A 22,751-nucleotide genomic window follows, 5' to 3' on the forward strand; every position below is an offset into this window, starting at 1 on the left:
AGTGTCCCGTGTGAACCCTCGGTTGGGCTGCTAGACGAGAACGACATACCTACTGGTTCCAGTACAAAGCACCCAGGCACCCTCGACAGACAGATGTGAGAGGGGTCACCCTGTCACTCATCCACGCGGGGAGGCATGGATGGGCAGGAGCCGCAGAACAATTCCGGAGGAGCTTCTGTTGCTCGCTCTGGACCCGACCACGGGTACCACAGCGCAGCCGCAGTCGCTCGACCTCGGCCTCGCCGGAGCCCAGCTTGTAGAGCTGGCCCTGGCAGGACGGATAGCCCCTGACGGGGATCGTATCGCCGTGGTGATGCCACGGCCGACAGGAGATCCGACTCTGGACTCCGCACTGGAACTGCTGCGCAGACGCGGCAGCCCGGTCCGGGCCGTCCACTGGATAGGCGGACCCCGACTGGGGCTTCGCCAGATCTACCTCGCTCATCTGGAGCGGTGCGGCATGGTGCATGCCGTGGCGGGCCAGATGTGCGGAGTGCTGCCGACGACTCGCTACCAGGCGACGGACACGGCAATCAGCCGGGACATCAAGGCCCGGCTGGACAGTGCGATCCGCACCGGCGTACCGCCGGACCCGCGGACCGCGGCGCTCGCCGCACTGGCCCACGCGGTCGGACTCGGCAAGCACCTGTACCCCGGGAACGAGGGGCGCTCTTCGCGCTCCCGGCTCCGGGACCTGATCAGACACGACCCGATGGGCGGTCTCGTGGCGCATGCCGTGATGGACGTCCAGAACGGGGCGGTCGCACAACCGCGCCGCAATCAGGCGGCCGGCGTGCCGTTGCAACCGCAAGGGCAGTCGCAGTCACGCCGCGACAGCATGGCGCACACCGCGGCCCACTAGGGCGGCACGGACGCCGAGGCATCATCCGCACCATCCACACACCGCAGCACCGCAACAACGCATCACGGCAACAACCGAATACCGCCGCACCGACGTCCCCAAAGACCCGGTCCGGGAGCCGCACCAAGCGCGGGGCAGCCGGTACCACCGGCTGCCCCGCGCCGCTGCGTGTGGCCATTTCCCAGCGCGGCCGGGGGCGCGGGTGGCAATCTGCTGAGCAGTAGATACGCACAGCTACATAGCCGGAGGTGCCGTTTCCGTGCCGCCCAACGTCAATCCCACCGTCAGACGACGACGGTTGGGTCAGGAATTGCGCCGACTGCGCGAGATCAAGGGCATGACGGCCGAGGAGGTGGCAGAGCGCCTGCTGGTCTCGCAGTCGAAGATCAGCCGCCTGGAGAACGGCCGCCGCTCCATCAGCCAACGCGATGTCCGCGATCTCTGCGGGGTGTACGAGGTCGAGGACCACCGGATCGTCGACTCGCTCATGCAGATGGCCAAGGACTCCCGCCAGCAGGGCTGGTGGCATGCCTTCGGCGACATCCCGTACAGCGTCTACATCGGTCTGGAGACCGACGCCGAGTCGCTGCGGGTGTACGAACCCCAGGTGATCCCGGGCCTGCTGCAGACCCGGCAGTACGCCGAGGCGCTGATCAACGGCGCGCTGCCGGAGGCGCCGCAGACCGACATCGACAAGCGCGTCAGCGTCCGTTCGCGCCGCCAGGACCGGATCAACGCCCCGGAGCACCCGCTGCGGCTGTGGGCCGTGATCGACGAGGCCGCGCTGCGCCGGATGGTCGGCGGCAAGCAGGTGATGATCGAGCAGTTGGAGCGCCTGGTGGAGCTGTCGCACCTGCCGCACGTGACCGTCCAGGTGCTGCCGTTCGAGATGGGTGCCCACCCGGGAATCAACGGGCAGTACGCCATCCTGGAATTCCCGGATGCCGCGGATTCCAGCGTCGTCTACATCGAGGGAGTCACCAGCGACCTCTATCTGGAGAAGGCGAACGACGTGCAGCGGTACAGCGTCATGTACGAGCATCTGCGGGCGCAGTCCCTGAATGTGGAGCAGACCCGGCATTTCATCGACGAGATCGTGAAGGAGTACACGCGCCTCAAGCCGGCGTGAGACACGGCCGAACGGGCGCTTAAACCAGCCAGCCCGCGAAGTCCGGAATGCGAGAAAAGAAGTGATGTTACGGGTGGGGCGGCGGCACGGTACACCGTCGCCACCTCGTAATGGAAGACCCGCATGGTATATGCCATCCGGTCGAGTGAACGGCCCCTTCACTCGGGGAGCTTGGCGAGTAGCGTCGATCACGCCAACAACACATCGTTGGCACCACTCACACAACTCTCTGAACCGGAGTGAACATGGCCATTCGTCAGGGTGCTACGGACAAGTGGACGAAGTCGTCGTATTCCGGGGGCAACGGCGCCTGCGTCGAAGTCAGGTCCCCTCTCGTACAGGCGATTGCCGTACGTGACTCGAAGGTCCCCGAAGGTCCTTCGATCGGTTTCGTCCCGGGCGCCTGGAACACGTTCGTGCGCGATGTCGCCAAGGGCGCCGTCGACGCCTGACCGATGAATTCCCACGCATTGTCGCCGCACCGATTCAGGTGCTGCCGGAAGCCCTCTCGCCCGGTTCGCCGTCCTGGCCGAGGGGGCTCCCCGCGAGACCGGGGGCCCGGAGGGAGTATCGACCTCACCCGCGATCGGCAGCGGCGTCAGCGCAGCTGATCCACGTAACGGTCCGTGCCCGGCACGGTCGGAATGAACGGCGCCACCAGCCCCACCCGCCCCAGGCCTGATTCCGCCACCGACACGTCGAGCCCGGTGAAATGCTCGTCCCAGCATTCCCTCGGATCCTCCTGGAGGAACCAGAGCAGGGTCAGCCGGGTGTCGACGCCCTCGACCTGCTTCACATACGTCATCCGGTCGCCCGGCAACGGGGTGGGACGGAACACCGTCACCATCGCCGCGGGCGACCCGCTCAGCCGCTTCGGCAGGTGCCGTGAGCGCAGCCACTCCAGCAACTCGGCCCGCTGCTCGGGCCCTTCGGCGTCGATTACCTCCAGGACCAGCCCGCGGTACGGGTGGTCGAGGGCGTGGAAGTCACGGGGTCCCGCGGCGCCGTCCCGGTAGACCGTCGCCTCGTGGTCCTGGAACGCCGTGAAGACATGGGTGCGGTCCTGGTAGACCCGGCCGTCCCGGTTCAGCCGCTTGTTGATCCCCACGGTCCACTTCATGTGGTCGTCGTAGCGCCCCTCCGTCACCCAGTACGTGGACAGGTAGCAGCCGGCACCGACCGGCGTCGCGATCGCGGACTTCTCCGGGTACCGCAGCCCCTGGAGTTCCCGGGTGGCCACCCAGCGCCGCCCCGCCGCCATCCAGGGCATCGCCATCGCGCCCGCGTAGTAGTGGTCGTCCTCGTACCAGCGGTTGTACGCGTACTCGTGGCCCGGGTGCGGTTCCACCATGGTGATCAGCGCGTGGCCGGGGCGGACCCCGTACGGTCCCAGCGCGGCCAGTTCGGCGTAGGTGTCGCTCCGCGTCCCGCTGTCCCGCGCTGCCTCGCCCCGCGCCGCCTCGTCCCGTGTTTCCTCGCTCATGCCGTTCCCCTTCCGTACTCCGCCGGAGGCACCTACTCTGACGCCCCGTCAGAAGAACTGCCAGAGCCGGGAGGCGCCGATGTTGCTCGCGGGGAAGACCGTCATCGTTTCCGGAGTGGGCGCCGGGCTCGGGCACCGGATCGCCTCCACCGTCGTACGGGACGGCGGCAACGCGGTCCTCGGGGCGCGCACCGCGGCCAATCTCGCCAAGTCGGCCGCCGAGATCGATCCCGAGGGGCTCCACACCGCGCACCTGCCCACCGACATCACCGACGAGGCGCAGTGCGATGCGCTCGCGGCGCTGGCCGTCGAGCGGTTCGGGCGGGTCGACGCGGTGGTCCATGTCGCCGCCTGGGACAGCTACTTCGGGGGCGTCGAGGACGCCGACCTCGACACCTGGAAGTCGGTCATCGACGTCAATCTGCTCGGCACCCTGCGGATGACGCGCGCCTGCCTGCCCGCCCTGAAGGAGCGGGGCGGATCGGTCGTCGTCATCGGCACGCAGTCCGCGGTGGCCGCGCCGTCCCAGGTGCGACAGGCGGCGTACGCGGCCTCCAAGGGCGCGCTCACCTCCGCGATGTACTCCATGGCCCAGGAGTTCGGGCCGCACCGGATCCGGGTGAACACGGTGCTGCCGGGCTGGATGTGGGGACCGCCTGTGCAGGCCTACGTACAGTTCACGGCCCACACCGAGGGGGTGCCCGAGGCCGAGGTGCTGGGCAGGCTCTCCGAGCGCATGGCGCTTCCGGAGCTGGCCACGGACGGCGATGTGGCGGAGGCCGTGGTGTTCCTGGCCTCCGACCGGGCGCGGGCGATCACCGGGCAGTCCCTGCTGGTCAACGCCGGCGAGCTGATGCGCTGAGGCGCCGAGGCACCGACCCGCCCGGAGGCGGAACGGACACCGACTTCAACAGGCGGTCGGGCAGAGTCAGTTCTCCTCCTTCTCGGCCGCACGGGACCCGCATCCCGTGCGGTCTTTCTGTGCTCTCGGCGCTCCTGGACGTGTCCTCGGTCTTCTCGATCCGTCGTTCTGTCGTTCCGACGTTCTGTGGTTCCGTCGTTCTCTGCACAGCCTGACGAAGTGCCTGCTCATGGTGTGGCCGTCGTCACGTTCACGACAACGCCTTCGTGGGTCAAGAACGCCTAAAATCGTTCGGCTTGCTGATCCACGTTCACATTTCTGACCGGAGGGGACCTTGACCGGGGGACCGCACAGGCGGTTCAATCCCCGATGTCCCCGCTCCCGCACGGGGGCCCCGCTGAGCGGCCGTACTGGCGAAGTGCGTACCCGTTCACAAGGCGGACCCCCGGAGGGGACACATGAACAGTCTCGACTGGGTCGTGCTCATCGGCTACTTCGGCGTGATGATCGCGATCGGGCTCTGGTCCCACAAGCGTGTCGACAACGTCAGCGACTTCTTCACGGCCGGCGGCAAGATGCCGTGGTGGCTGTCCGGCATCTCGCACCACATGTCCGGCTACAGCGCCGTGATGTTCACCGGCTACGCCGGTATCGCCTACCAGTACGGAGTCACGTCCTTCGTGACGTGGTCGCTGCCGATCGCCATCGGTGTCGGGCTCGGCGCCAAGCTCTTCGCCCCCCGGCTCAACAGGCTGCGCTCGCGGCTGCACGTCGCCTCGCCGCTCGAATACCTGAAGAACCGCTACAACATCCAGACCCAGCAGGCGCTCGCCTGGTCCGGTCTGCTGCTGAAGATCGTGGACGTCGGCGCCAAGTGGGCCGCCATCGCCACCCTGCTCTCCGTCTTCACCGGCATCAGCCTGACCCAGGGCATCTTCATCACCGGCATCATCACGGCCGTCTACTGCACGGTCGGCGGTCTGTGGGCCGACGCGCTCACCGAGCTGGGGCAGTTCATCATCCAGCTGTTCGCCGGGGTGGCGATGCTGGTCACCGCGATGAGCAAGCTGGACGGCTTCAGCACCCTGTGGACGGTCTGGGACAAGCTGCCCGAGGGCCACACGGACCCGACGGCCGGTCCGTACACCGTGACCTTCCTGCTGGCGTACCTGTTCATCAAGACCTTCGAGTACAACGGCGGCATGTGGAACCAGGCCCAGCGCTACATGGCCACGGACTCCGCCGCCTCCGCGACCCGCTCGGCCCGGCTCTCCGCCGTCCTGTGGCTGGTCTGGCCGACGGTCCTGTTCTTCCCGATGTGGTGCGCACCGCTGCTGGTCCACGCGCAGAAGCCGGACGCCTCCGACAGCTACGCGCTGATGACCGAACAGCTGCTGCCGCACGGTCTGCTGGGCCTGGTCGTCGTCGGCTTCTTCTCGCACACGATGGCCATGTGCTCCTCGGACGCCAACGCCATCTCGGCGGTCTTCACCCGCGACATCGCCCCGGTCTTCTCCAAGGCGGCCCGCAACTGGAGCAGCCGGGCCGGGCTGCTGGCCGCGCGGCTCTCCACGCTCGGCTTCCTGGGGCTGTCGATGGCGCTCGCGACGCAGATCAACTCGCCGACGTTCAAGGACATCATTTCCGTCGTCATCAAGTGGGTCGCCGGTCTGATGGGTCCGATCGCGATCCCGTTCATGCTGGGCCTGCTGCGGCGCTTCCGTAAGTCGGGACCGACCGCGGCGCTCACCAGCTGGGCGGCGGGTCTGCTGGCGTTCTACTTCACCAACTACAACTTCGACGGTTCGGTGAAGACGGACGTGGCGTTGCAGTACCAGGTGGCACTGCCGCTGGCGATCTCGCTGGTGCTCTACATCGTCATCGGCTTCATCAAGCCGGAGGACACCCCGGAGCGCGACGCGATCATCGAGCAGATCAACTCGGACGGTGACGGTCCCGGCATCGGCGCGACCGTACCGGCGCAGGGCGGCCCCGGGAACGTGGAGGCCACCGAGGGCACGAGGGAGGCCGAGGGCGTGCAGGGCGCGAAGGGCGTGACCGACTGACGGTGCGGTGGGGGCGGGTTACGGGATGCGGCGGCGTCCCGTAACCCGCCCCCACCGCTTGACGGGCGTACGCGGCCGGACCCCGGCGGGCTCCCCGGCGGGCTCCCCGGCGTTCAGCCGCGCGGGTAGCGCGCCAGCCAGCCCGCCGCGACGGCCGCCGGGCTGTGCAGGGCGGGGCCCTGGGTCATCTCCATGGCGAAGTCGTCGGCGAGTTCGAGCAGTGTCGCCCGGCCCTCCAGTTCGGCGAGCCAGGCCGGCGGCAGCGCGGTCTCGCCGTGCAGCGCGCCGAGCAGCGCCCCGCACAGGGCTCCGGTCGCCGAGGACGGCCCGCCGTGGTTCACGGCCAGCCGCAAGCCGTGCCGGACGTCCTCGCCCACCAGCGCGCAGTACACGGCCACCGCGAGCACCTCCTCCGCGGAGTCCGTGGCACCCAGGGACTCGATGAGGGCGGGGCCGGGTATCCCCTGCCGGACGGTGCCGAGGGCCTGCTGGAGCGCCTCGGTGACGGGTTCGTGGCCCGGACGCCCGGCGAGCAGGGCGAGGGCGTGCTGCACGGAGCCGTCCAGCGTCTCGCCGCGCGCCAGCCCGTGCACCATCACGGCGAGGGCGCCCGAGGAGAGCAGGGCGGTGGGGTGGCCGTGGGTCTGGGCTGCGCACTCGACGGCCAGCTGGAGGACGAGTTGGGGCTCCCAGCCGACCAGCAGCCCGAAGGGCGCGGAGCGGGTGAGCGCTGCCGAGTCGTGTGCGTCGGGGTTCTTGGGCCGGTCGAGGGTGCCCATGGTGGTGTCGCCGAAGCCGTTCAGGCATTCCCGGGTGGGGGCGCGGCGGGTGTAGAGCCATTCCTGCCCGGCGAGCCAGCCGTTGTCCTTGCGGCGTTCGTCGGGCCCCCAGTCGTGCTGGGTGGCGGCCCACCGCAGATGCGCCCGGTGCACGTCGGTGGGCGGGTGCCAGGCGCCGGTGTCGCGGCGGACCTGGGCGCGGATCAGCCCGTCCACCGTGAACAGGTTGAGCTGGGTGACGGCGGTGACACAGCCGCGTCCGCCGTGCGCGGGGACGAAGTCGGTGACGGCGTCGGCGCCGTGGGCCTCGCGGATCTCCTCCAGCGAGAGCCCGCTGACGCCCGCGCCGAGCGCGTCACCGATGGCGCCGCCCAGCAGCGCGCCGCGTACCCGGCTGCGGAAGTCCTGCTGTTCGGCACGGCCCCAGACAGCTGTGGTCCCTGTGCTCACCGTGCCCCTCCCCCTCGGTCCGCCCATGTGCGACCGCGCGGTGACTGTGCGGTAACTGCGCAGCACTGTAATCGAACGACCACGCGCCCAAGGGGGCGGAACCGTATGTACGAAGTGGGGGTTCGGTTCAGTTTTGCGCGGCATTCTCCGGGGATTCCCCCCGTATCCGCGCACCACCGCACCGCCGATATCTCGTTGCGCGGCCCGGCCACCGGCGCGATGATCGCCGGATGGCATCCCCCCACCCCGACGGCCGCGCCGGAATCGACGCCGCGCTCGTGCAGCGCCTGATCGACGCCCAGTTCCCGCACTGGAGGGGGCTGCCGGTGACACCGGTGGAGGTCGACGGCTGGGACAACCGGACGTACCGCCTCGGCGACGCGATGACGGTGCGCCTGCCCACGGCCGCCGGTTACGTCCCCGCGGTGACGAAGGAGCACCACTGGCTGCCGCGCCTCGCCCCGTCACTGCCGGTCGCCGTGCCCCCGGTGCTGGCTCTGGGCGCTCCGGGCGAGGGCTATCCCTATCCGTGGTCGGTCCGCCGCTGGCTGCGCGGCGAGACGGCAGGCCTCGACCGCGTCGACGACCTTCCCCGGTTCGCGCTCTCCGTGGCGGACTTCCTCCTCGCCCTCCAGCGCTGCGACGCGTCCGGCGGGCCGCTCGCCGGGGAGCACAGCTGGTACCGGGGCGCCTCGCCCGCCCACTACGACGAGGAGACCCGGCGCTGTCTGACCGCGCTGAAGGGCCACGTGGACACGGACCGGGCCCGCACCGTCTGGGAGGCGGCGCTCGCCGCGCCGTGGCGCGGGGAACCGGTGTGGTTCCACGGCGACATCGCCCCCGGCAACCTGCTCGTCGCCGACGGCGAACTGACGGCTGTCATCGACTTCGGTACGTCGGGGATCGGCGACCCCGCCTGTGATCTGGTGATCGCGTGGGGGATGTTCTCCGGCGACAGCCGGGAGGCGTTCCGGCACAGGGCCGGCCAGGACGCCGGCACCTGGGCGCGGGCTCGCGGGTGGGCGCTGTGGAAGGCGCTGCTGAACCTGACGGGATACGTCGGTACGGACCCCGGGCGGGCCGCCGGCGAACTGCGGGTGATCGACGCGGTACTGGCCGACCACGAGCGGTTCGGCTGAGGGAGCCTCTTGCCGGTGCCGTGGCCGTGGGGGGGTACGGGGGGCGGCGGCCCCGCATCCCCCCGTACCCCCACGGCCACGGCACCGGAGACGGCTTCTCAGGCGCGGCGGACCCGCCAGAGCCATGCCGACGTGCCGGCCAGCAGGGCGAGCGTCACCAGGTTGGCCACGAGGGCCGGGGTGCCGGACGGGCCGTCCGTCAGGTTCCAGGTGGCGATGACGGCGCTCGGCAGGACGGCGGTCAGCAGGACGCCGGTGGTCTTCTGGACGGCGACCCAGTGCACCGAGGTGCACAGGAGCACCGCGCCGGTGATGCGGAACAGAACGCCGAACAGCGGCCCGGGGAGGTCGGGGAAGACCATCATGAAGGGCAGCGAGAGGGTGAGCATCAGGAGCGGGACCAGGGGGTGCACCTTGCCGCGCCGGACGGGTGCGCCGGCACCGCTCCGGACCGGGGCCCCGGCGGACCCGGCGCCCGCCTCGGCCAGCGCCGTCGCCGCGATCGTGCGGGGGTCGCCCAGCTCCGCGAGTATCTCGCCGATCGCGGTGCCGGGGCGCTCGGTCCGCGTCACCTCGATGTGCTCGGTGAGGTCGGCGATGAGTTCCTGGCGACGGTCGGCCGGAAGCGCGGAGCCCTCGCGCTCGACGGCCGAGAGATAGTCGCGTACGGGGTCGGCAGAGGTCTTCATGCGAGGTCTCCGGTGGGGGGGTGCGGGGTGGTCAGGAAGGCATCGACGGCATTGCGGAAGCCGGGCCAGACACGGGTGAACTCGTCGAGCGCGGCCCGGCCGCTGTCGGTGAGCGCGTAGTAGCGACGGGGTGGCCCGGAGACGGATTCCTGCCAGGTGGTGGTGACCAGGTCGTCGCGGCGGAGCCGCGAGAGCAGCGGGTAGACCGTGCCCTGGCTGGTGGCGAGGGCGCCGGAGTCCTCCAGGGCGCGGAGGAGTTCCACGCCGTAGCGGGGGCGGTCCCGCATCAGGGCGAGTACGCAGTACTCCAGGACCCCCTTGCGCAGTTGGGCGGCTGCCCGAGCCTGCTTGGCCGAATCACCTGGTTCCATGCGATGCAAGATACCTTGCTGGGCAAGTGGATGGGAAGGTGGGTGGGAAGGAAGCCGGGTGGGAAGCGGATGGGAAACCGGGTGGCTCGACGGGCCCGCAGCCCGGCACCGGCTTTCAGGACCCCTCCTCAGGGCGCGTCCGGATGGCCTCCCCCATCCCCCGCGAGCCGTTCCCGCTGCTGCCGGGCCCACGCGTACTGCGGGTCGAGGGCCAGCGCCCGGTCCAGGTCGTCCAGCGCCTCGTCCCGGCGGCCCAGCGCCTCGTACGCCATAGCCCGGCTGCCGTGCGCCCAGGCGTAGTCCGGGTCGAGGGCCAGCGCCCGTCCGTACTCCGCGACGGCCTCCTCGAACCGGCCGGCGGTCCGGTACACATCGCCCCGCTCCCCCGCGATCCCCGCGGCCCGGGGCGCCAGTTCCGCCGCGCGGTCCAGGTCGGCCAGGGCCCCGGCCGGGTCCCCGCGCACGGAGCGCAGATGCGCGCGCCGCACCAGAGCCCAGTGGTACTCGGGCCACAGGGCGATGGCCCGGTCGAAGTCGTCGAGGGCGCCCTCGGGGTTCCCGAGCCGTTCACGTACGAGCCCCCGGCTGGCGAGGGTCACCGGGTCGGCCGGGTCCAGGACGTGTGCCCGGTCCAGGGCGGCCAGCGCCTCCCGCGCGCGGCCCATCCGGCGGTAGGTCTCCCCGCGTTCGCGCACCGCCCAGGCCTGGTCGGGGGCGATCCCGTCGGCCCGGTCCAGGTCGGCCAGGGCCTCTTCGTACGCGCCCATGGCCCGCAGCACGACCGCCCGCCCCTGATGTGCCCGCGCGCTCCGGGGGTCGAGCGCGAGGGCCCGTCCGTGGTCGGCGAGCGCCGCGTCCGACTCGACCGCCCGGAAGTGGTCCCAGCCCCGCGCCACCAGGACGGCCGCCCTGCCGGTGTCGTCGAGCCCGGCGCGGGTCAGCAGCAGCCCGAACGCGGCGGTGGCGCGGGGCGCGTGGTCGGTGAGAGCGGTCAGCAGGTCCCGGCCCCAGTCGCGCAGCACGGCACTGTCGGTGTCCTCACCGGCCTCCGCGAGGGTGCGCGCCCAGTGCCGGGCGGCGACCGGGTCCTGCCGGCAGGCGTCGGTCCCGGCGCGCAGGGCCTCGGGGAGCGCGGCGCGGGGGTGCGCGCACAGCCGGTGGTACAGCGCGTCCAGGGCCACGTCGCGCCAGGCGTCCTCGGTCCACAGCCGGTCCGGGTCGCCGCCCTCGGCCGCCGCGTCCCGGCGGGCGGCGAAGGCGTCGGCGAGGCGGTCGTGGGCCGCGCACCACGTCCGCGGGGACGCCAGGCGCTGGAGCCGCAGCATCGGGGCGCGGACCACCTCGTGGTACCCGGCCCGCCCGGAGTGCCGCCCCGCGACGAACGGCAGCTCGATCAGCCAGTCGTGGAGCCCGGGTCCGCCGTCCGGTACGGCCACCGCCACCAGGTCCCTGTCCAGGCGCCGGGGCAGCGCGCAGGCGAGGGCAGCGGCGCGGCGTTCCGGATCGGTCTCCCCGGAGAGGAACCGCTCCACGGCCGTCGCGCTCGCGTCCCCGGCCGCGCCCGGATTGGCCGCGAGCGTGGAGACGAGGACGGGCAGCCCGCCGGAGAGCCGCAGCACCTCGCGTACGACGTGCTCGTCCACCACGCCCTGCCCGTGGAGCAGCCGGCGGGACTCCGGCTCCGTGAACGGGGCCAGCGCGACGTCCGCGGTCAGCCGGGAGTGGGCCGCCCAGTGCACGGGGTCGAGGCGGCTCCGGCCCGCGAGGACCAGGACGAGGTTGGCGGGGAGTTCGCCGTATCGCCGTGGTGTGAGCAGGTCCGTCAGCCAGCCGTCCAGCAGCGGGGCTGCGCGCTCGTACGTGTCGCAGAAGAGCACGATCCAGGGCACGGTGTCCGCGATCCGGGCCAGTTCGGTGACGAACACGGGCGTGAGGGTCCGCACCGGTTCCGCGAGCAGCCTGGCCTCCTCCCGCTGCCGCGCCCGGCCCCCGAGCACCGCCCGCAGCCCGCCCGCGCCCCGCGCCACCGCGGCCGGATCGATGCCCCCCGCCAGCGCGCCGACCACCGGGACGGTGCCCGCCGCGAGCAGCCCGGCCTGTGCGGCGGCCAGTGCGCCGGGCGAGGGCTCCCCGTCCCCGGACTCCCCGGCGGTGGCGTGCAGGGCCCGCTGGTGGACGCCGAGGAGCCGGTCCAGCGCCTTCAGCGGCTGCCGCCGGCCGGCGAACTGCGCGGCCACCGAAGCCAGTACCTCGGGTACGGACTCGGCCGTCTCGTCGACCCACGCGGTCAACGCCCCGCGCGCGTCGGCCCCGCGCCCCCACTGCCGTACGAGCGAGGTCTTGCCGACCCCGGCATGGCCGTGCACGTGGAACACGAAACGGTGCCGGGGATCCTCCGGCGGTACGTCGAAGTTGCCCCGGAACAGGTCGAGTTCGGCCGTACGCCCAACGAAGGCGGCGCTGAGGTGGGCCTCGGCGATCTGCTGGAGCGACAGCCGGCGCGGGTCGGTCGTTGCGGACATCTCCCCAGTCTGGCAGCGCCATTCACCGCCCGGAAGGCGACGGGCGCGGAGCCCTGGGGGCGGTGGCGAGGCGGCGGACCGAGCCAGTTCCGAGCGGTCCGACCGACGGTCCCCCGCCATCCCGCCCTACCGTCATCCCGCCATCCCGCCGATTCGGCCTAAGGCAGCACCGGCAGCAGCTCGGGCAGGTGGCCGTCCGAGGCGGCGGCCGCCGTGACCCGCTCCTCGGGCACCTCTCCGTACAGCGTCGTACGCGGCTTCGCCGGACGGCCCGCGAGCTCCGCGATGGCCACCAGGTCCTGGACGGACCGGTACGAGCCGTAACTCGACCCCGCCATCCGGGAGATGGTCTCCTCCATCAGCGTGCCGCCCAGGTCGTTCGCGCCCGAGCGGAGCATCTCGGCCGCGCCCTCCGTGCCCAGCTTCACCCAGCTGGTCTGGATGTTGGTGATGTGCGGGTGGAGGAGGAGTCGGGCCATCGCGGTGACGGCCCGGTTGTCGCGGTCGGTCGGGCCGGGGCGGGCGATGCCGGCCAGGTAGACGGGCGCGTTGGTGTGGATGAAGGGCAGGGTCACGAACTCGGTGAGGCCGCCGGTCTCCTGCTGGAGGGCGGCCAGCGTCCGCAGGTGGCCCAGCCAGTGGCGGGGCTGGTCGACATGGCCGTACATCATCGTGGACGAGGAGCGCAGGCCCACCTCGTGGGCGGTCCTGATGACCTCCAGCCAGGTCGCCGTGGGCAGCTTGCCCTTGGTGAGGACCCAGCGGACCTCGTCGTCCAGGATCTCGGCGGCGGTGCCGGGGATCGAGTCGAGCCCGGCCTTCTTCGCCGCGACCAGCCAGTCGCGGATGGACATGCCGGTGCGGGTCGCGCCGTTGACGACCTCCATCGGTGAGAACGCGTGGACGTGCATGCCCGGCACGCGTTCCTTCACGGCCCGCGCGATGTCGAAGTACGCCGTTCCCGGCAGGTCCGGGTGGATGCCGCCCTGCATGCAGACCTCGACCGCGCCGACGTCCCACGCCTGCGCCGCCCGGTCCGCGACCTGGTCCAGGGAGAGGGTGTACGCGTCGGCGTCCGTGCGCCGCTGGGCGAAGGCGCAGAAACGGCAGCCGGTGTAGCAGACGTTGGTGAAGTTGATGTTGCGCGTGACGATGTACGTGACGTCGTCACCGACCACGTCCCGGCGCAGGGCGTCCGCGATCCGGCACAGCTCGTCGAGCGCCGGACCGTCCGCGTGCAGCAGGACGAGGGCCTGGTCGTCGGTGAGCTTCGTCGGGTCGTCGGCGGCCTGGCTCAGGGCGGACTTCACGTCGCCGTCGATGCGGGACGGGACCATGCCGGGGGCCGCGGCCTCGCGGAGCGCCTCCCAGTCCCCGTACACCTCGTCGAAGTCGTCGCGGCGGTCGGTGGTGCGGCCCTCGGTGTCGATGGTGTGGTGCAGATCGGTGCGGCCGGAGGCGTTGAAGCCCTCGTCGGGCTCCTGCCAGGGCAGCCCGACGGGCATCGCCCCCTCCTTGGCGAGCCCGGTCTCCGGGTCGGCGAGCGCACGGACGTGCGGGAGCAGGCGGGGGTCGAGCCAGGGTTCGCCGCGCTGGATGAACTCCGGGTAGACGGTGAGCCGTTCGCGCAGCGCGAAGCCGCTCTCGGCGGTCCTGGCCGCCAGCTCGTCGATGTGCGGCCAGGGGCGCTCGGGGTTCACATGGTCGGGCGTGAGCGGCGAGACCCCGCCCCAGTCGTCGATCCCCGCGCCGATGAGCAGCGCGTACTCGGCGTCGACGAGGTTCGGCGGGGCCTGGATGCGGGCGGACGGGCCGAGGATGTGACGGGCGACGGCGACGGCCGCGGCCAGCTCCTCCAGCTCCGCGTCCGGCATCCCGCGCATCGCGGTGTCGGGCTTGGCGCGGAAGTTCTGGACGATGACTTCCTGGATGCCGTGGTAGGCACGGGCGGTCTTGCGCAGCTCGAAGAGGGAGTCGGCGCGCTCCTCGCAGGACTCGCCGATGCCGATGAGGATGCCGGTGGTGAACGGGACGTTGGAGCGCCCGGCGTCCTCCAGGACGCGCAGCCGTACGGCCGGTTCCTTGTCCGGTGAGCCGTGGTGCGGGCCGCCCGGCTCGGACCACAGGCGGGTCGCGGTCGTCTCCAGCATCATGCCCATGGAGGGCGCTACCGGCTTGAGACGCTGGAGGTCGGTCCAGGTCAGCACGCCGGGGTTGAGGTGCGGGAGGAGGCCGGTCTCCTCCAGTACGCGGATCGCCATGGCGCGGACGTACGCGAGGGTGTCGTCGTACCCCTCGGCCTCCAGCCACTCCCGCGCCTCCGGCCAGCGGTCCTCGGGCCGGTCGCCCAGCGTGAACAGCGCTTCCTTGCAGCCCGCCGCGGCACCCTCGCGGGCGATGTCGAGGACCTCGTCGGGCGACAGGAACATGCCGTGGCCCTCGCGCCGGAGCTTGCCGGGCACGGTGACGAAGGTGCAGTAGTGGCACTTGTCGCGGCAGAGCCGGGTGAGTGGGATGAAGACCTTGCGGGAGTACGTGATGACACCCGGCCGGCCCGCGTCCTCCAGGCCCGCGTCCCGCACCCGGGCCGCGGAGGCGGCGAGATCCGTCAGATCGTCGCCGCGCGCCTGGAGCAGGACGGCGGCCTCGGTCACATCGAGGGCGACACCGTCACGGGCACGCCTGAGGGCACGTCGCATGGAATTGGTGGTGGGGCGTCCGCGCTGAGGATCGGTCATGAACCGAGCATACGAGCGAGTAGCCGGCCGGTGACCGGCCGGATCTCCCGCACGTCGCACCCGCCCCCGGCATCCCGTCCGCCACAGGCCGCACGCGCCCGGCGCCGGATCTGCCGCAGGTCGCGCCCGCCCCTGGCGCCTCGGCCGCGCAGCGGTCCGCGCCCCGTAGGGTCGGCACGGTGATGGAAACGATCGTCTTCGACATCGGCGAGACACTCATCCGCGACGACCGCTACTGGGCCTCCTGGGCCAACTGGCTCGGCGTCCCGCCGCACACGCTGAGTGCGCTGGTCGGGGCCGCGGTCGCCCAGGGGCGGGACAGCGCCGACGCGCTGAGCATCCTGCGCCCCGACATGGACATCAACGAGGCCTCGCTCGCCCGGACGGCGGCCGGGCGCGGCGAGCACCTGGCCGAGTCGGACCTCTACCCGGACGTACGGCCGGCGCTGGCGGAGCTGCGCGCGCTGGGCGTACGGGTGGTGGTCGCGGGCAACGGGACGGTGCGGGCGGGCGAACTCCTGCGGGCGCTGGACCTGCCCGCGGATCTCGTCGTGTCCTCGGACGAGTGGGGCGTGTCCAAGCCGGATCCCGAGTTCTTCGCCCGGGTGCTGGAGGTGTCCGGGGCGGAACCGGGGTCGACGCTGTACGTGGGCGACCACCCGGCGAACGATCTGTTCCCGGCCAAGTCGTGCGGGCTGCTCGCCGCGCACATCCGGCGGGGTGCGTGCGGGTACTGGTGGGCGGACCACCCCGATGTCGTGGACACCGCGGACTTCCGCCTCAACGCGCTGACGGACCTCCCGGCCCTCCTGGACAAGGTGCCGGACCCGCCCCGCCCGAGGGCCCTGCGGGCTCTGTAGCCGAAAGAGCACTGACAGCCCGCGACCGGAATGAGGCCGTTCGCACGGCCGGCAGCCCGTGGCTCCTCACGGACCGGACTCCGGGACAGCCCTTAGACTCCCTGTCCCATGAAGGTTCTGATCTCAGTCGACATGGAGGGCATCTCGGGGATCGTGCATTCCACCGAGACGCGCCCCGACGGTTACGACTACGCGCGCAGCAGGGCGTTGATGACGGCCGAGGCGAACGCCGTGATCGCCGGGGTCCTGGACGCCGAGCCCACCGCGACGGTGCTGGTCGCCGACGCGCACGGCCCGTTCCGCAATCTGCTGCCGGAGGAACTCGACCGCCGGGCACACCTGGTACGCGGCAAGCCGCGCCCGCTGGGCATGCTCGGCGGACTCGACGAGGACACCGACGCCGTGCTGCTGATCGGCTACCACGCACGGTCCGGCGGCGGCCCCGCCGTGCTGGCGCACACCATGAACGGCGAGATCCTGGACGTGCGGGTGGCCGGGCGGTCCATGGGCGAGACCGGCCTCAACGCCGCCATGGCCGGGCACCTCGGCGTGCCGGTGGTCCTGCTGAGTGGCGACGACGCCGCCTGCGCCGAACTGCTCGACCTGATTCCCTCGGCGGCCACCGTCGCGGTCAAACAGGCACTCGGCCAGGGTGCCTCCATCGCCCTGCACCCCGAGGAGGCCCGGGAGCGGCTGCGCCGGGCGGCCGCCGAGGCGGTGACGCGGCGCGCCCAGGTCTCCCCGCTGACGCTCGACGGGCCGATCGCGGTGGAGGTCGACCTCTACAGCGGGTCCTCGGTCGATCTGGCCCTGCTCGTGCCGGGCGTCTCACGCGCCGGGGGCGGCCGCACGGTCGCCTTCACGGCCGGCGACTTCGCGGAGGCCTACCGGCTGACCCTGCTGCTGGCCCAGCTCTCCACCATCAAGCCCATGTGACGCCTCTCGGGCCGTACGGGGGTAGCGCGACGGTCCACCCACCGGAGGCCGGGCCCCCTCCCCCTGGCCCGTCAGCCCTCGTAGCCGTTGGCGGCGAGAATCTCGTCGATACGGGCGCGGTGCGCCGCCTCCCACGCGTCGAGGGTCTCGGCCGCTTCCCTGGCCGCCTTCGCACGGGCGTCGAGCAGTACGTTCTCCTGCCGGGCCCCCGGCGTGACGACGACGCCCTCCTCGTCCGCGACCACGATGTCCCCGGCATGTACGGTCACCCCGCCGCACCGCACGGGCCCGTTGAGCGGCGTCACGGCCTTCTTGGTCCCCGGCACGGGGATGACGCCCCGGGCGAACACGGGGAAGCCCAGCTCCCGCACCTCTGCGAGGTCCCTGATCACCCCGTCCGTCACGAACGCCGCGATCCCCCGGCGCTGCGCGACGGCGCACACGTTCCCGCCGGCCAGCGCGTAGTCCACGTCCCCGGCCTCGACGACGATGACCGATCCGGGCTCGGCGCGATGAATGGCCGCGTGCAGCATGAGGTTGTCCCCCGGAGGGCACCGCACGGTGAACGCCGGCCCGGCGACCCGCTGCTTCGACGGCCACAGCGGGCGGATGCCGATGTCCATGACCTGGCCGCGCCCGAGAATGTCCGCGAGCGTGGTCGGTGAGATATCGCTGAAGCCGAAGCCGCTGACGTCGTACATACGCATCCTCCGCTCGGTGCCGCCCCGGAACCGGGACGGGCACCGGTATTCCACGGTCCAGGGGGCTTTCCGGTCAACCGGGCAGCACGGCCCCGCCCGGAAAGGCGCTGCTCCCCTCGACCGGCCCGCGTCACGCGACGGCGGTAGCGAGAGGACGGTGGTGAGAGGACGGTGGTGAGAGGGCGGTAGCGAAAGGGCGGAGCCGGCCGGTCAGCCGAGGAACAGGGGCAGCCTGGCGGTGAGTTCGCCCAGTTCCGCCTTCTCCGACTTCGTCGGGGCGCGTCGTCCGGTGCCGATGAGCAGGGCGTCCCTGTCGGATAGCGACGACGGAAACGACGTACCGGCGATCGCGTCCAGAAGCTCGCGCGACCGGGCCAGGCCCTCCGCGGGCGGCTGCGCCGCTTCCGGGAGGTGGGCGATCAGGTCGAGGTGGTGGAGCGTGCTTTCCAGGACGTACGCGGAGAGGTAGTCGGCCACCGTGAGCACCTCGTCGCGGGTACCGACCCGCAGGCCCGGACCGGCGAGTCCGGCCGCACGGCCCGCCGCGGAGCCGACGTCGTCGAGGTGGAACCTGAGCAACCCCGGCTCCTCGTACGCGGCGGCCAGCCGGACGGTCAGCGCGTCGAGCGGGTCCTCGCCGGTCGGCGGCGTCGCGGTGACGTCCCAGTACGTCGCCGCGTTCCGGGTCGGTTCCGTCGCGGCGGGGGTGGCGAGGGTGATCAGGACGTCCTGGGCGTCGATGACCAGATGGCACACCAGGTCCCGCACAAGCCACCCGGCGCAGCCGGACGGCCTCGCGAAGTCCTCGTCGGGGAGTCCGGCCACCGCCGCGAGCAGTGCTGTCCAAGAGCGTGAGAAAGGGTCCACGTCGGCAAGCTAGCAGCGCCCGGTCCCGCCGGCGTGAAGCCGGCCGCACGGGCTCGCCGCCCGGACGCGACTGCCCGCCGGTGACCTGTGGTCGCCGGCGGGCAGGTAAGTCATTGCGGGGCGCGGAAGTTCGCCCGTCAACGCGTGATCAGATGCGCACCGCGCCCACGATGGATCCGATGGTGCTCATCGACTCGTAACGGACGAAGGCGCCCGGATACGGGGCGTGCAGCACGGTGTTGTTGCCCGCGTAGAGCCCCACGTGCGTGTTGCCGTTGAAGAAGACCAGGTCGCCCGGCTTCAGCTGGCTCTGCGAGATGCGGGTGCCCTGGTTGATCTGGGTGTACGTGGTGCGGGTGATCTGAGCACCGGCCTGGGCGTACGCCCACTGGGTCAGGCCCGAGCAGTCGAAGGAGTTGGGGCCGGTGGCGGTCGCCTGATACGGCATGCCCACGCGCGAGTTGGCGGCCTGGAGGGCTGCGGCGCCGAGTGCGGACGCGGGGACCTCGTTGCCGAGTTCGACGCGGTCACCGGTGCCGCGGCTGGCTCGCGCCTTGTTGCTGGCGTCCGTGCTGGCGCGTGCGTCGTCGTCGCGTATCTTCTGGCGCTCGGCGGCGGTCAGGGTGTTGAGCACCTTCTGCGCCTCGGCGAGCTTGCCCTGCTGCTTCTTCTTCTTCTCACCGAGCGTCTTGCGGACGTCCGCGAGGTCGTTCAGCTTGTTCTGGGCCTCCTTGCGCTGCTGCGCGAGGGTCCGCTGCTTGCCCTGGATCTTCGTCAGCGCATCGGCCTGCCTGGCCGTGAGCTGGTCCAGCGCGGAGGCCTGGTCGAGGAAGCTGTCCGGGTCCGAGGCGAGGAAGAGCTGCACGGAGGGGTCGATGCCGCCGGAGCGGTACTGGGCTGCGGCGAGCGAACCGAGGCCGGAGCGCAGGGTGTTGAGCTCCTGCTGGCCACGCGCCACCTTGTCCTGCAGCGCGCCGACCTGCTTTTCGAGCTTCTCCTGCTTCTCCTTGGCCCCGCTGTACTGCTCGCTGGCCACCTCTGCCTCGTGGTAGAGCTTGTCGACCTCCGCCTTGACCTCGCTCTTGGTCGGCTTGGGGTCGGCGTGAGCGGCCTGGGAGGTCAGGGCCACGGCCGCGGCGGCGGTCGCGGTGAGCACGGTCACACGGGCGCGGCTCGGGTTCTTGGGACGACGGTGGGACGCCACGAAGGCGAGCTCCTTCTTCCTCGAGCCGCCTACCGGGCTATGGGGGGACGGGAATCCCCGGCTCCGTGCATGTCACGGAATCGGCGGTTCCTTCGCTGCCACCCCGGATGGGTGATCAACCGTGCGAAGGTTCGAGGCCCAACCATAGTGACCATCTCGTAATCAGTTCAATCGGGGCAGGAATAATCTCTGCACACGGGGTACTTATTTTGGTCACATCACACGACGTGTAGCGATGACCTGACGGCCCGTTCCGTAACTTCCGGCAAGTCACGACAAGCTTCACCAGACGCCCGAAAGCCGCATTCTTCCCCTGCCGGCCGCGCGGCACCGCACTCGCCGGCGCGGGCTTCCCCTCTCCCTCCCTCTCCTCCTCTTTCCACTTCTTTCCACTTCTTTCCACGGGCGGGACAGCGGAGAACGTCCTAGGGTCATTCCCCATGACCGAATCCCCCGCATACCTCCGCGCGACGGCGGATGCCTACGACGCCATGGCCGTCGTCTACGCCGACTTCGCCCGTGACAGCCTCGACGTCGTCCCGCTGGACCGCGCGCTGCTCGCCGCCTTCGCCGAGCTCGCGCGGACGGCCGGTGCCGGGCCGGTCGCAGAGCTGGGATGCGGGCCCGGACACCTCACGGCGCACCTGCGCGGCCTGGGGCTGGACGTTTTCGGCATCGACCTGTCACCGGTGATGATCGGCCTCGCCCGCGAGGCGTTCCCGGACCTGCGGTTCGAGGTCGGCTCGATGGACGCGCTGGACCTGGCCGACGGCGAGCTGGGCGGCATCGTGTCCTGGTATTCGGTCATCCACACCCCGCCGAAGGAACTGCCCCCGTACTTCACCGAGTTCCGCCGCCTCCTGCCTCCGGGCGGCGTCCTCCTGTTCGCCTTCTTCGAGGCCGGGGGCGGGCCGGTGGAGGCGTTCGACCACAAGGTGACGACGGCCTACCGGTGGCCGATCGACGAACTCGCCGGACTGGCCCGCGAGGCCGGGTTCGTCGAGGTCGGCCGGATGCTGCGCGAGCCCCTCGACGGGGAGCGGTTCCGCCGGGGCCATCTGCTGATGCGCGCGGAGTGAGGCGCGGGACAGCCCTCAGCGGAGCACCGGCTCCGCGAGCAGCTCGCGCAGCCACCGCGCGCCCTCCGCGGCCCCCGGCGTCTCACCCGTCCCGGGGAAGAGCCGGCCCCAGGAGCACGCCCTGCCCACGGCGCCCAGGCGGCAGGCCAGGCTCACCGCGCGGCGCAGTTCAGCAGGGGTGAGGCCGGTGTCCGTCCACGGGTCCAGGTAGGCGTCACGCAGTCTCGGCAGTGCCTGCGGCCCGTACCGTGCGGCTGCCGTGCGCAGCGGGACGAGCAGGCTGCAGAAGGGGTGGGAGACCGCGGCGTCTCCCCAGTCGAAGAAGGTGAAGCGGCCCGGTCCGGGGGCGAAGAACTGTCCGTCGTGCAGGTCGCAGTGGTCGAGCGAGTCGGGGATGCCGGTCGCCGCGAGTTCGTCGCACCAGCCCTGGAAGCGGGGGCGCAGTTCGCGCAGTGCCGTGCGGGTGGCGGGGTCCAGGGCGGCGTTCTCCTCTACGAGCCGGTCGAAGGTGCTGGGGAGTACCGCCGTCCGGGCGTCGGGGACGCCGAGTCGGACCATCTCCCCGGCTCGGGGGCCGAGCGCGCGTTGCACGGCCGCGTACTGGCGCAGCGGTTCCTCCCACGCCCGTTCGCCGGAGGAGTCCTGGCGGAGCGCGTCCCGGAAGAGCGTGCCGCCGTGCGGGAGGAGCGACCAGCCGCGGGCGGCGTCCACGGCGAGCGGCTTCAGTACGTGACCGGGGACCCAGCGGGCCAGCGCCTCGGCCAGTCCCGCCTCGAAGGCGCCACCGGCGGGGCCTGCGGGGCCCGCCTTGAACCACACGTCGGGTTCGTCCTCGGCCGTCATCCGTACCAGCACCGACCACGGCCGCAGCCGCACCGCGAGCCGTCTCGTCGTGCGCAGGCCGTGGGCGGCGAGGCCGTGCTCCGCCCAGCCGAGGGCGGCCTCCCGCCAGGCCGGGTCCTCCCAGGGGGTCACCGCGTCCGGGTACTGCCCACGCTCCACGGCCGCCGCTGACGCATCATGTCGCATCGCGTCATTCCATCACCGCGGCCGACGGCACTCCACCCGGTTTCCACCGGCCCCACGGCCTGTCGTGAGGCGAGCCGCTTCAGAGGTATTCCGCGTACGCGTCCAGCGTCCGCAGCACTTCCGCCTCGCCCGCCGGGGGCAGTTGGAGCACGACCTCCTCGATGCCCAGGTCCGCGTAGTGCGCCAGCTTGCCCGCGTCCGGCAGGACCGCGTACGGGACCACCTGGAGGTCCTTCGGGTCGCGGCCCGCCGATTCCCAGGCGGTACGGAGCTGCGGCACCGACTCCGTCAGGCCCCGGCCGCCGATGGGGAGCCAGCCGTCCGCGTACTCCGCGATGTGCGCGAACAGTTTCGGTCCGGCCGCACCGCCGATCAGGGTGCGCGGTCCGACGACCGGGCCGCGGGGCTGCTGGAACGGCTTCGGGTAGGCGTGGCTGGCCTGCACCGAGCCGAACTCTCCCTCGTACGCCGTCGGTTCATCGGTCCACAGGGCGCGCATCAGCGCCATGCGGTCCCGGCCGAGGTCGCGGCGGGTGCGCCAGTCCACGCCGTGGTCGGCGGCCTCCTCGACGTTCCAGCCGAAGCCGAGCCCCAGGGTGAAGCGGCCGCCGGAGAGGTGGTCGAGGGTGGCGATCTGCTTGGCGAGGTCGATCGGGTCGTGCTGGGCGATCAGGGTGATGCCGGTGCCGAGCGCCAGGCGCTCGGTGACCGCGGCGGCCTGCCCGAGCGCCACGAAGGGGTCCAGGGTGCGGCCGTACTCGGGCGGCAGTTCGCCGCCCGCCGGGTACGGGGTCCGCCTGCTCACCGGGATGTGGGTGTGCTCCGGGAGGTAGAGCCCGGAGAATCCCCGCTGCTCGAGCTGGTGCGCGAGCCGTACCGGTGTGATCGTCTCGTCGGTGAGGAAGATCGTTGTGGCGATCCGCATGCGAGGACACCTCCGTCGTTGTCGGGTGACCGCCCAAACGTATGCCGTCCGGTGCGCAAA

20 protein-coding genes are annotated in these 22,751 nt (G+C 71.7%); 9 read left to right on the forward strand and 11 right to left on the reverse strand.

What is annotated here, in order from left to right; translation table 11 throughout:
* The first annotated feature begins 139 nt into the window (after positions 1-139).
* From ACZ6S6_RS14730 to ACZ6S6_RS14740, 3 genes are all read left to right on the forward strand, one after another.
* Positions 140-862, forward strand: a complete 723-nt coding sequence (locus tag ACZ6S6_RS14730) for a GOLPH3/VPS74 family protein (protein ID WP_362963832.1) — start codon at positions 140-142, stop codon at positions 860-862.
* 259 nt (positions 863-1,121) lie between these two features.
* Complete coding sequence (locus ACZ6S6_RS14735) at positions 1,122-1,991, forward strand: helix-turn-helix domain-containing protein (protein ID WP_362963834.1); 870 nt, start codon at positions 1,122-1,124, stop codon at positions 1,989-1,991.
* A gap of 245 nt (positions 1,992-2,236) precedes the next feature.
* Positions 2,237-2,443: a DUF397 domain-containing protein gene (locus ACZ6S6_RS14740; RefSeq protein WP_363070652.1), complete on the forward strand. Its 207-nt coding sequence runs from the start codon at positions 2,237-2,239 to the stop codon at positions 2,441-2,443.
* A gap of 146 nt (positions 2,444-2,589) precedes the next feature.
* Here ACZ6S6_RS14740 and ACZ6S6_RS14745 read toward each other — a convergent pair whose 3' ends face one another.
* Entirely contained in the window at positions 2,590-3,474 is an 885-nt protein-coding gene (locus tag ACZ6S6_RS14745) for a hypothetical protein (protein ID WP_469705863.1), read from the reverse strand.
* A 79-nt stretch (positions 3,475-3,553) separates the two neighbouring features.
* Here ACZ6S6_RS14745 and ACZ6S6_RS14750 point away from each other — a divergent pair, with 79 nt between their 5' ends.
* Together ACZ6S6_RS14750 and ACZ6S6_RS14755 are read left to right on the forward strand one after the other, a co-directional pair.
* Positions 3,554-4,336 carry an SDR family oxidoreductase gene (locus ACZ6S6_RS14750; protein ID WP_469705864.1) on the forward strand — a complete coding sequence of 261 codons (783 nt, stop codon included), beginning with the start codon at positions 3,554-3,556 and terminating at the stop codon, positions 4,334-4,336.
* A gap of 458 nt (positions 4,337-4,794) precedes the next feature.
* Entirely contained in the window at positions 4,795-6,402 is a 1,608-nt protein-coding gene (locus tag ACZ6S6_RS14755; protein ID WP_469705865.1) for a sodium:solute symporter family protein, read from the forward strand.
* Between the two features lie 113 nt (positions 6,403-6,515).
* Here the strand turns inward: ACZ6S6_RS14755 and ACZ6S6_RS14760 are convergent, their stop codons facing one another.
* Positions 6,516-7,631, reverse strand: coding sequence for an ADP-ribosylglycohydrolase family protein (locus tag ACZ6S6_RS14760; RefSeq protein WP_362963848.1), 1,116 nt, complete (start codon positions 7,629-7,631; stop codon positions 6,516-6,518).
* 230 nt (positions 7,632-7,861) lie between these two features.
* On the opposite strand from ACZ6S6_RS14760, the gene ACZ6S6_RS14765 reads away from it, so the two are divergent.
* Entirely contained in the window at positions 7,862-8,770 is a 909-nt protein-coding gene (locus ACZ6S6_RS14765) for an aminoglycoside phosphotransferase family protein (RefSeq protein WP_469705866.1), read from the forward strand.
* Positions 8,771-8,868: 98 nt separating this feature from the next.
* Here the strand turns inward: ACZ6S6_RS14765 and ACZ6S6_RS14770 are convergent, their stop codons facing one another.
* From ACZ6S6_RS14770 to ACZ6S6_RS14785, 4 genes are all read right to left on the reverse strand, one after another.
* On the reverse strand, positions 8,869-9,459 hold the full coding sequence (locus ACZ6S6_RS14770; RefSeq protein ID WP_469705867.1) for an HAAS signaling domain-containing protein: 591 nt from the start codon (positions 9,457-9,459) through the stop codon (positions 8,869-8,871).
* Entirely contained in the window at positions 9,456-9,830 is a 375-nt protein-coding gene (locus ACZ6S6_RS14775) for a PadR family transcriptional regulator (RefSeq protein WP_362963854.1), read from the reverse strand. Before ACZ6S6_RS14775 ends, ACZ6S6_RS14770 begins: the two co-directional genes overlap by 4 nt.
* A gap of 128 nt (positions 9,831-9,958) precedes the next feature.
* On the reverse strand, positions 9,959-12,352 hold the full coding sequence (locus ACZ6S6_RS14780; protein WP_469705868.1) for a tetratricopeptide repeat protein: 2,394 nt from the start codon (positions 12,350-12,352) through the stop codon (positions 9,959-9,961).
* Positions 12,353-12,510: 158 nt separating this feature from the next.
* Positions 12,511-15,090 carry a bifunctional FO biosynthesis protein CofGH gene (locus tag ACZ6S6_RS14785; RefSeq protein ID WP_469705869.1) on the reverse strand — a complete coding sequence of 860 codons (2,580 nt, stop codon included), beginning with the start codon at positions 15,088-15,090 and terminating at the stop codon, positions 12,511-12,513.
* A 182-nt stretch (positions 15,091-15,272) separates the two neighbouring features.
* Between ACZ6S6_RS14785 and ACZ6S6_RS14790 the strand changes: the two genes are divergently transcribed.
* Together ACZ6S6_RS14790 and ACZ6S6_RS14795 are read left to right on the forward strand one after the other, a co-directional pair.
* A complete protein-coding gene (locus tag ACZ6S6_RS14790) occupies positions 15,273-15,950 on the forward strand; it encodes an HAD family hydrolase (RefSeq protein WP_469705943.1) in 678 nt (225 codons plus the stop codon).
* A 108-nt stretch (positions 15,951-16,058) separates the two neighbouring features.
* The gene (locus tag ACZ6S6_RS14795) at positions 16,059-16,886 is read left to right on the forward strand and encodes a M55 family metallopeptidase (RefSeq protein WP_469705870.1); all 828 of its coding nucleotides are present in this window, start codon (positions 16,059-16,061) and stop codon (positions 16,884-16,886) included.
* A gap of 71 nt (positions 16,887-16,957) precedes the next feature.
* Here ACZ6S6_RS14795 and ACZ6S6_RS14800 read toward each other — a convergent pair whose 3' ends face one another.
* The 3 genes from ACZ6S6_RS14800 to ACZ6S6_RS14810 all read right to left on the reverse strand — a co-directional run bounded on the left by ACZ6S6_RS14800 (position 16,958) and on the right by ACZ6S6_RS14810 (position 19,658).
* Positions 16,958-17,587: an RraA family protein gene (locus ACZ6S6_RS14800; protein WP_362963862.1), complete on the reverse strand. Its 630-nt coding sequence runs from the start codon at positions 17,585-17,587 to the stop codon at positions 16,958-16,960.
* A 210-nt stretch (positions 17,588-17,797) separates the two neighbouring features.
* Positions 17,798-18,454, reverse strand: a complete 657-nt coding sequence (locus ACZ6S6_RS14805) for a maleylpyruvate isomerase N-terminal domain-containing protein (RefSeq protein WP_469705871.1) — start codon at positions 18,452-18,454, stop codon at positions 17,798-17,800.
* Between the two features lie 148 nt (positions 18,455-18,602).
* Positions 18,603-19,658 (reverse strand): C40 family peptidase, encoded by a 1,056-nt coding sequence (locus ACZ6S6_RS14810; protein WP_362963866.1) that lies wholly within the window; start codon positions 19,656-19,658, stop codon positions 18,603-18,605.
* A 440-nt stretch (positions 19,659-20,098) separates the two neighbouring features.
* On the opposite strand from ACZ6S6_RS14810, the gene ACZ6S6_RS14815 reads away from it, so the two are divergent.
* Positions 20,099-20,737: a class I SAM-dependent DNA methyltransferase gene (locus tag ACZ6S6_RS14815; protein ID WP_469705872.1), complete on the forward strand. Its 639-nt coding sequence runs from the start codon at positions 20,099-20,101 to the stop codon at positions 20,735-20,737.
* A 15-nt stretch (positions 20,738-20,752) separates the two neighbouring features.
* Here ACZ6S6_RS14815 and ACZ6S6_RS14820 read toward each other — a convergent pair whose 3' ends face one another.
* Together ACZ6S6_RS14820 and ACZ6S6_RS14825 are read right to left on the reverse strand one after the other, a co-directional pair.
* Positions 20,753-21,766, reverse strand: coding sequence for a phosphotransferase (locus ACZ6S6_RS14820; RefSeq protein WP_469705873.1), 1,014 nt, complete (start codon positions 21,764-21,766; stop codon positions 20,753-20,755).
* A 79-nt stretch (positions 21,767-21,845) separates the two neighbouring features.
* Positions 21,846-22,691: an LLM class F420-dependent oxidoreductase gene (locus ACZ6S6_RS14825; protein WP_469705874.1), complete on the reverse strand. Its 846-nt coding sequence runs from the start codon at positions 22,689-22,691 to the stop codon at positions 21,846-21,848.
* Positions 22,692-22,751: the final 60 nt, after the last annotated feature.

This window comes from Streptomyces sp. NPDC048671, assembly GCF_055587045.1.

Bases quoted from the DNA above. Each gene is read 5' to 3' on its own strand.
- ACZ6S6_RS14730 (WP_362963832.1), top strand. From the start codon at position 140: ATGGGCAGGAGCCGCAGAACAATTCCGGAGGAGCTTCTGTTGCTCGCT.
- ACZ6S6_RS14740 (WP_363070652.1), top strand. From the start codon at position 2,237: ATGGCCATTCGTCAGGGTGCTACGGACAAGTGGACGAAGTCGTCGTAT.
- ACZ6S6_RS14745 (WP_469705863.1), bottom strand. From the start codon at position 3,474: ATGAGCGAGGAAACACGGGACGAGGCGGCGCGGGGCGAGGCAGCGCGG.
- ACZ6S6_RS14750 (WP_469705864.1), top strand. From the start codon at position 3,554: ATGTTGCTCGCGGGGAAGACCGTCATCGTTTCCGGAGTGGGCGCCGGG.
- ACZ6S6_RS14755 (WP_469705865.1), top strand. From the start codon at position 4,795: ATGAACAGTCTCGACTGGGTCGTGCTCATCGGCTACTTCGGCGTGATG.
- ACZ6S6_RS14765 (WP_469705866.1), top strand. From the start codon at position 7,862: ATGGCATCCCCCCACCCCGACGGCCGCGCCGGAATCGACGCCGCGCTC.
- ACZ6S6_RS14770 (WP_469705867.1), bottom strand. From the start codon at position 9,459: ATGAAGACCTCTGCCGACCCCGTACGCGACTATCTCTCGGCCGTCGAG.
- ACZ6S6_RS14775 (WP_362963854.1), bottom strand. From the start codon at position 9,830: ATGGAACCAGGTGATTCGGCCAAGCAGGCTCGGGCAGCCGCCCAACTG.
- ACZ6S6_RS14780 (WP_469705868.1), bottom strand. From the start codon at position 12,352: ATGTCCGCAACGACCGACCCGCGCCGGCTGTCGCTCCAGCAGATCGCC.
- ACZ6S6_RS14785 (WP_469705869.1), bottom strand. From the start codon at position 15,090: ATGACCGATCCTCAGCGCGGACGCCCCACCACCAATTCCATGCGACGT.
- ACZ6S6_RS14790 (WP_469705943.1), top strand. From the start codon at position 15,273: ATGGAAACGATCGTCTTCGACATCGGCGAGACACTCATCCGCGACGAC.
- ACZ6S6_RS14795 (WP_469705870.1), top strand. From the start codon at position 16,059: ATGAAGGTTCTGATCTCAGTCGACATGGAGGGCATCTCGGGGATCGTG.
- ACZ6S6_RS14800 (WP_362963862.1), bottom strand. From the start codon at position 17,587: ATGTACGACGTCAGCGGCTTCGGCTTCAGCGATATCTCACCGACCACG.
- ACZ6S6_RS14815 (WP_469705872.1), top strand. From the start codon at position 20,099: ATGACCGAATCCCCCGCATACCTCCGCGCGACGGCGGATGCCTACGAC.
- ACZ6S6_RS14820 (WP_469705873.1), bottom strand. From the start codon at position 21,766: ATGCGACATGATGCGTCAGCGGCGGCCGTGGAGCGTGGGCAGTACCCG.
- ACZ6S6_RS14825 (WP_469705874.1), bottom strand. From the start codon at position 22,691: ATGCGGATCGCCACAACGATCTTCCTCACCGACGAGACGATCACACCG.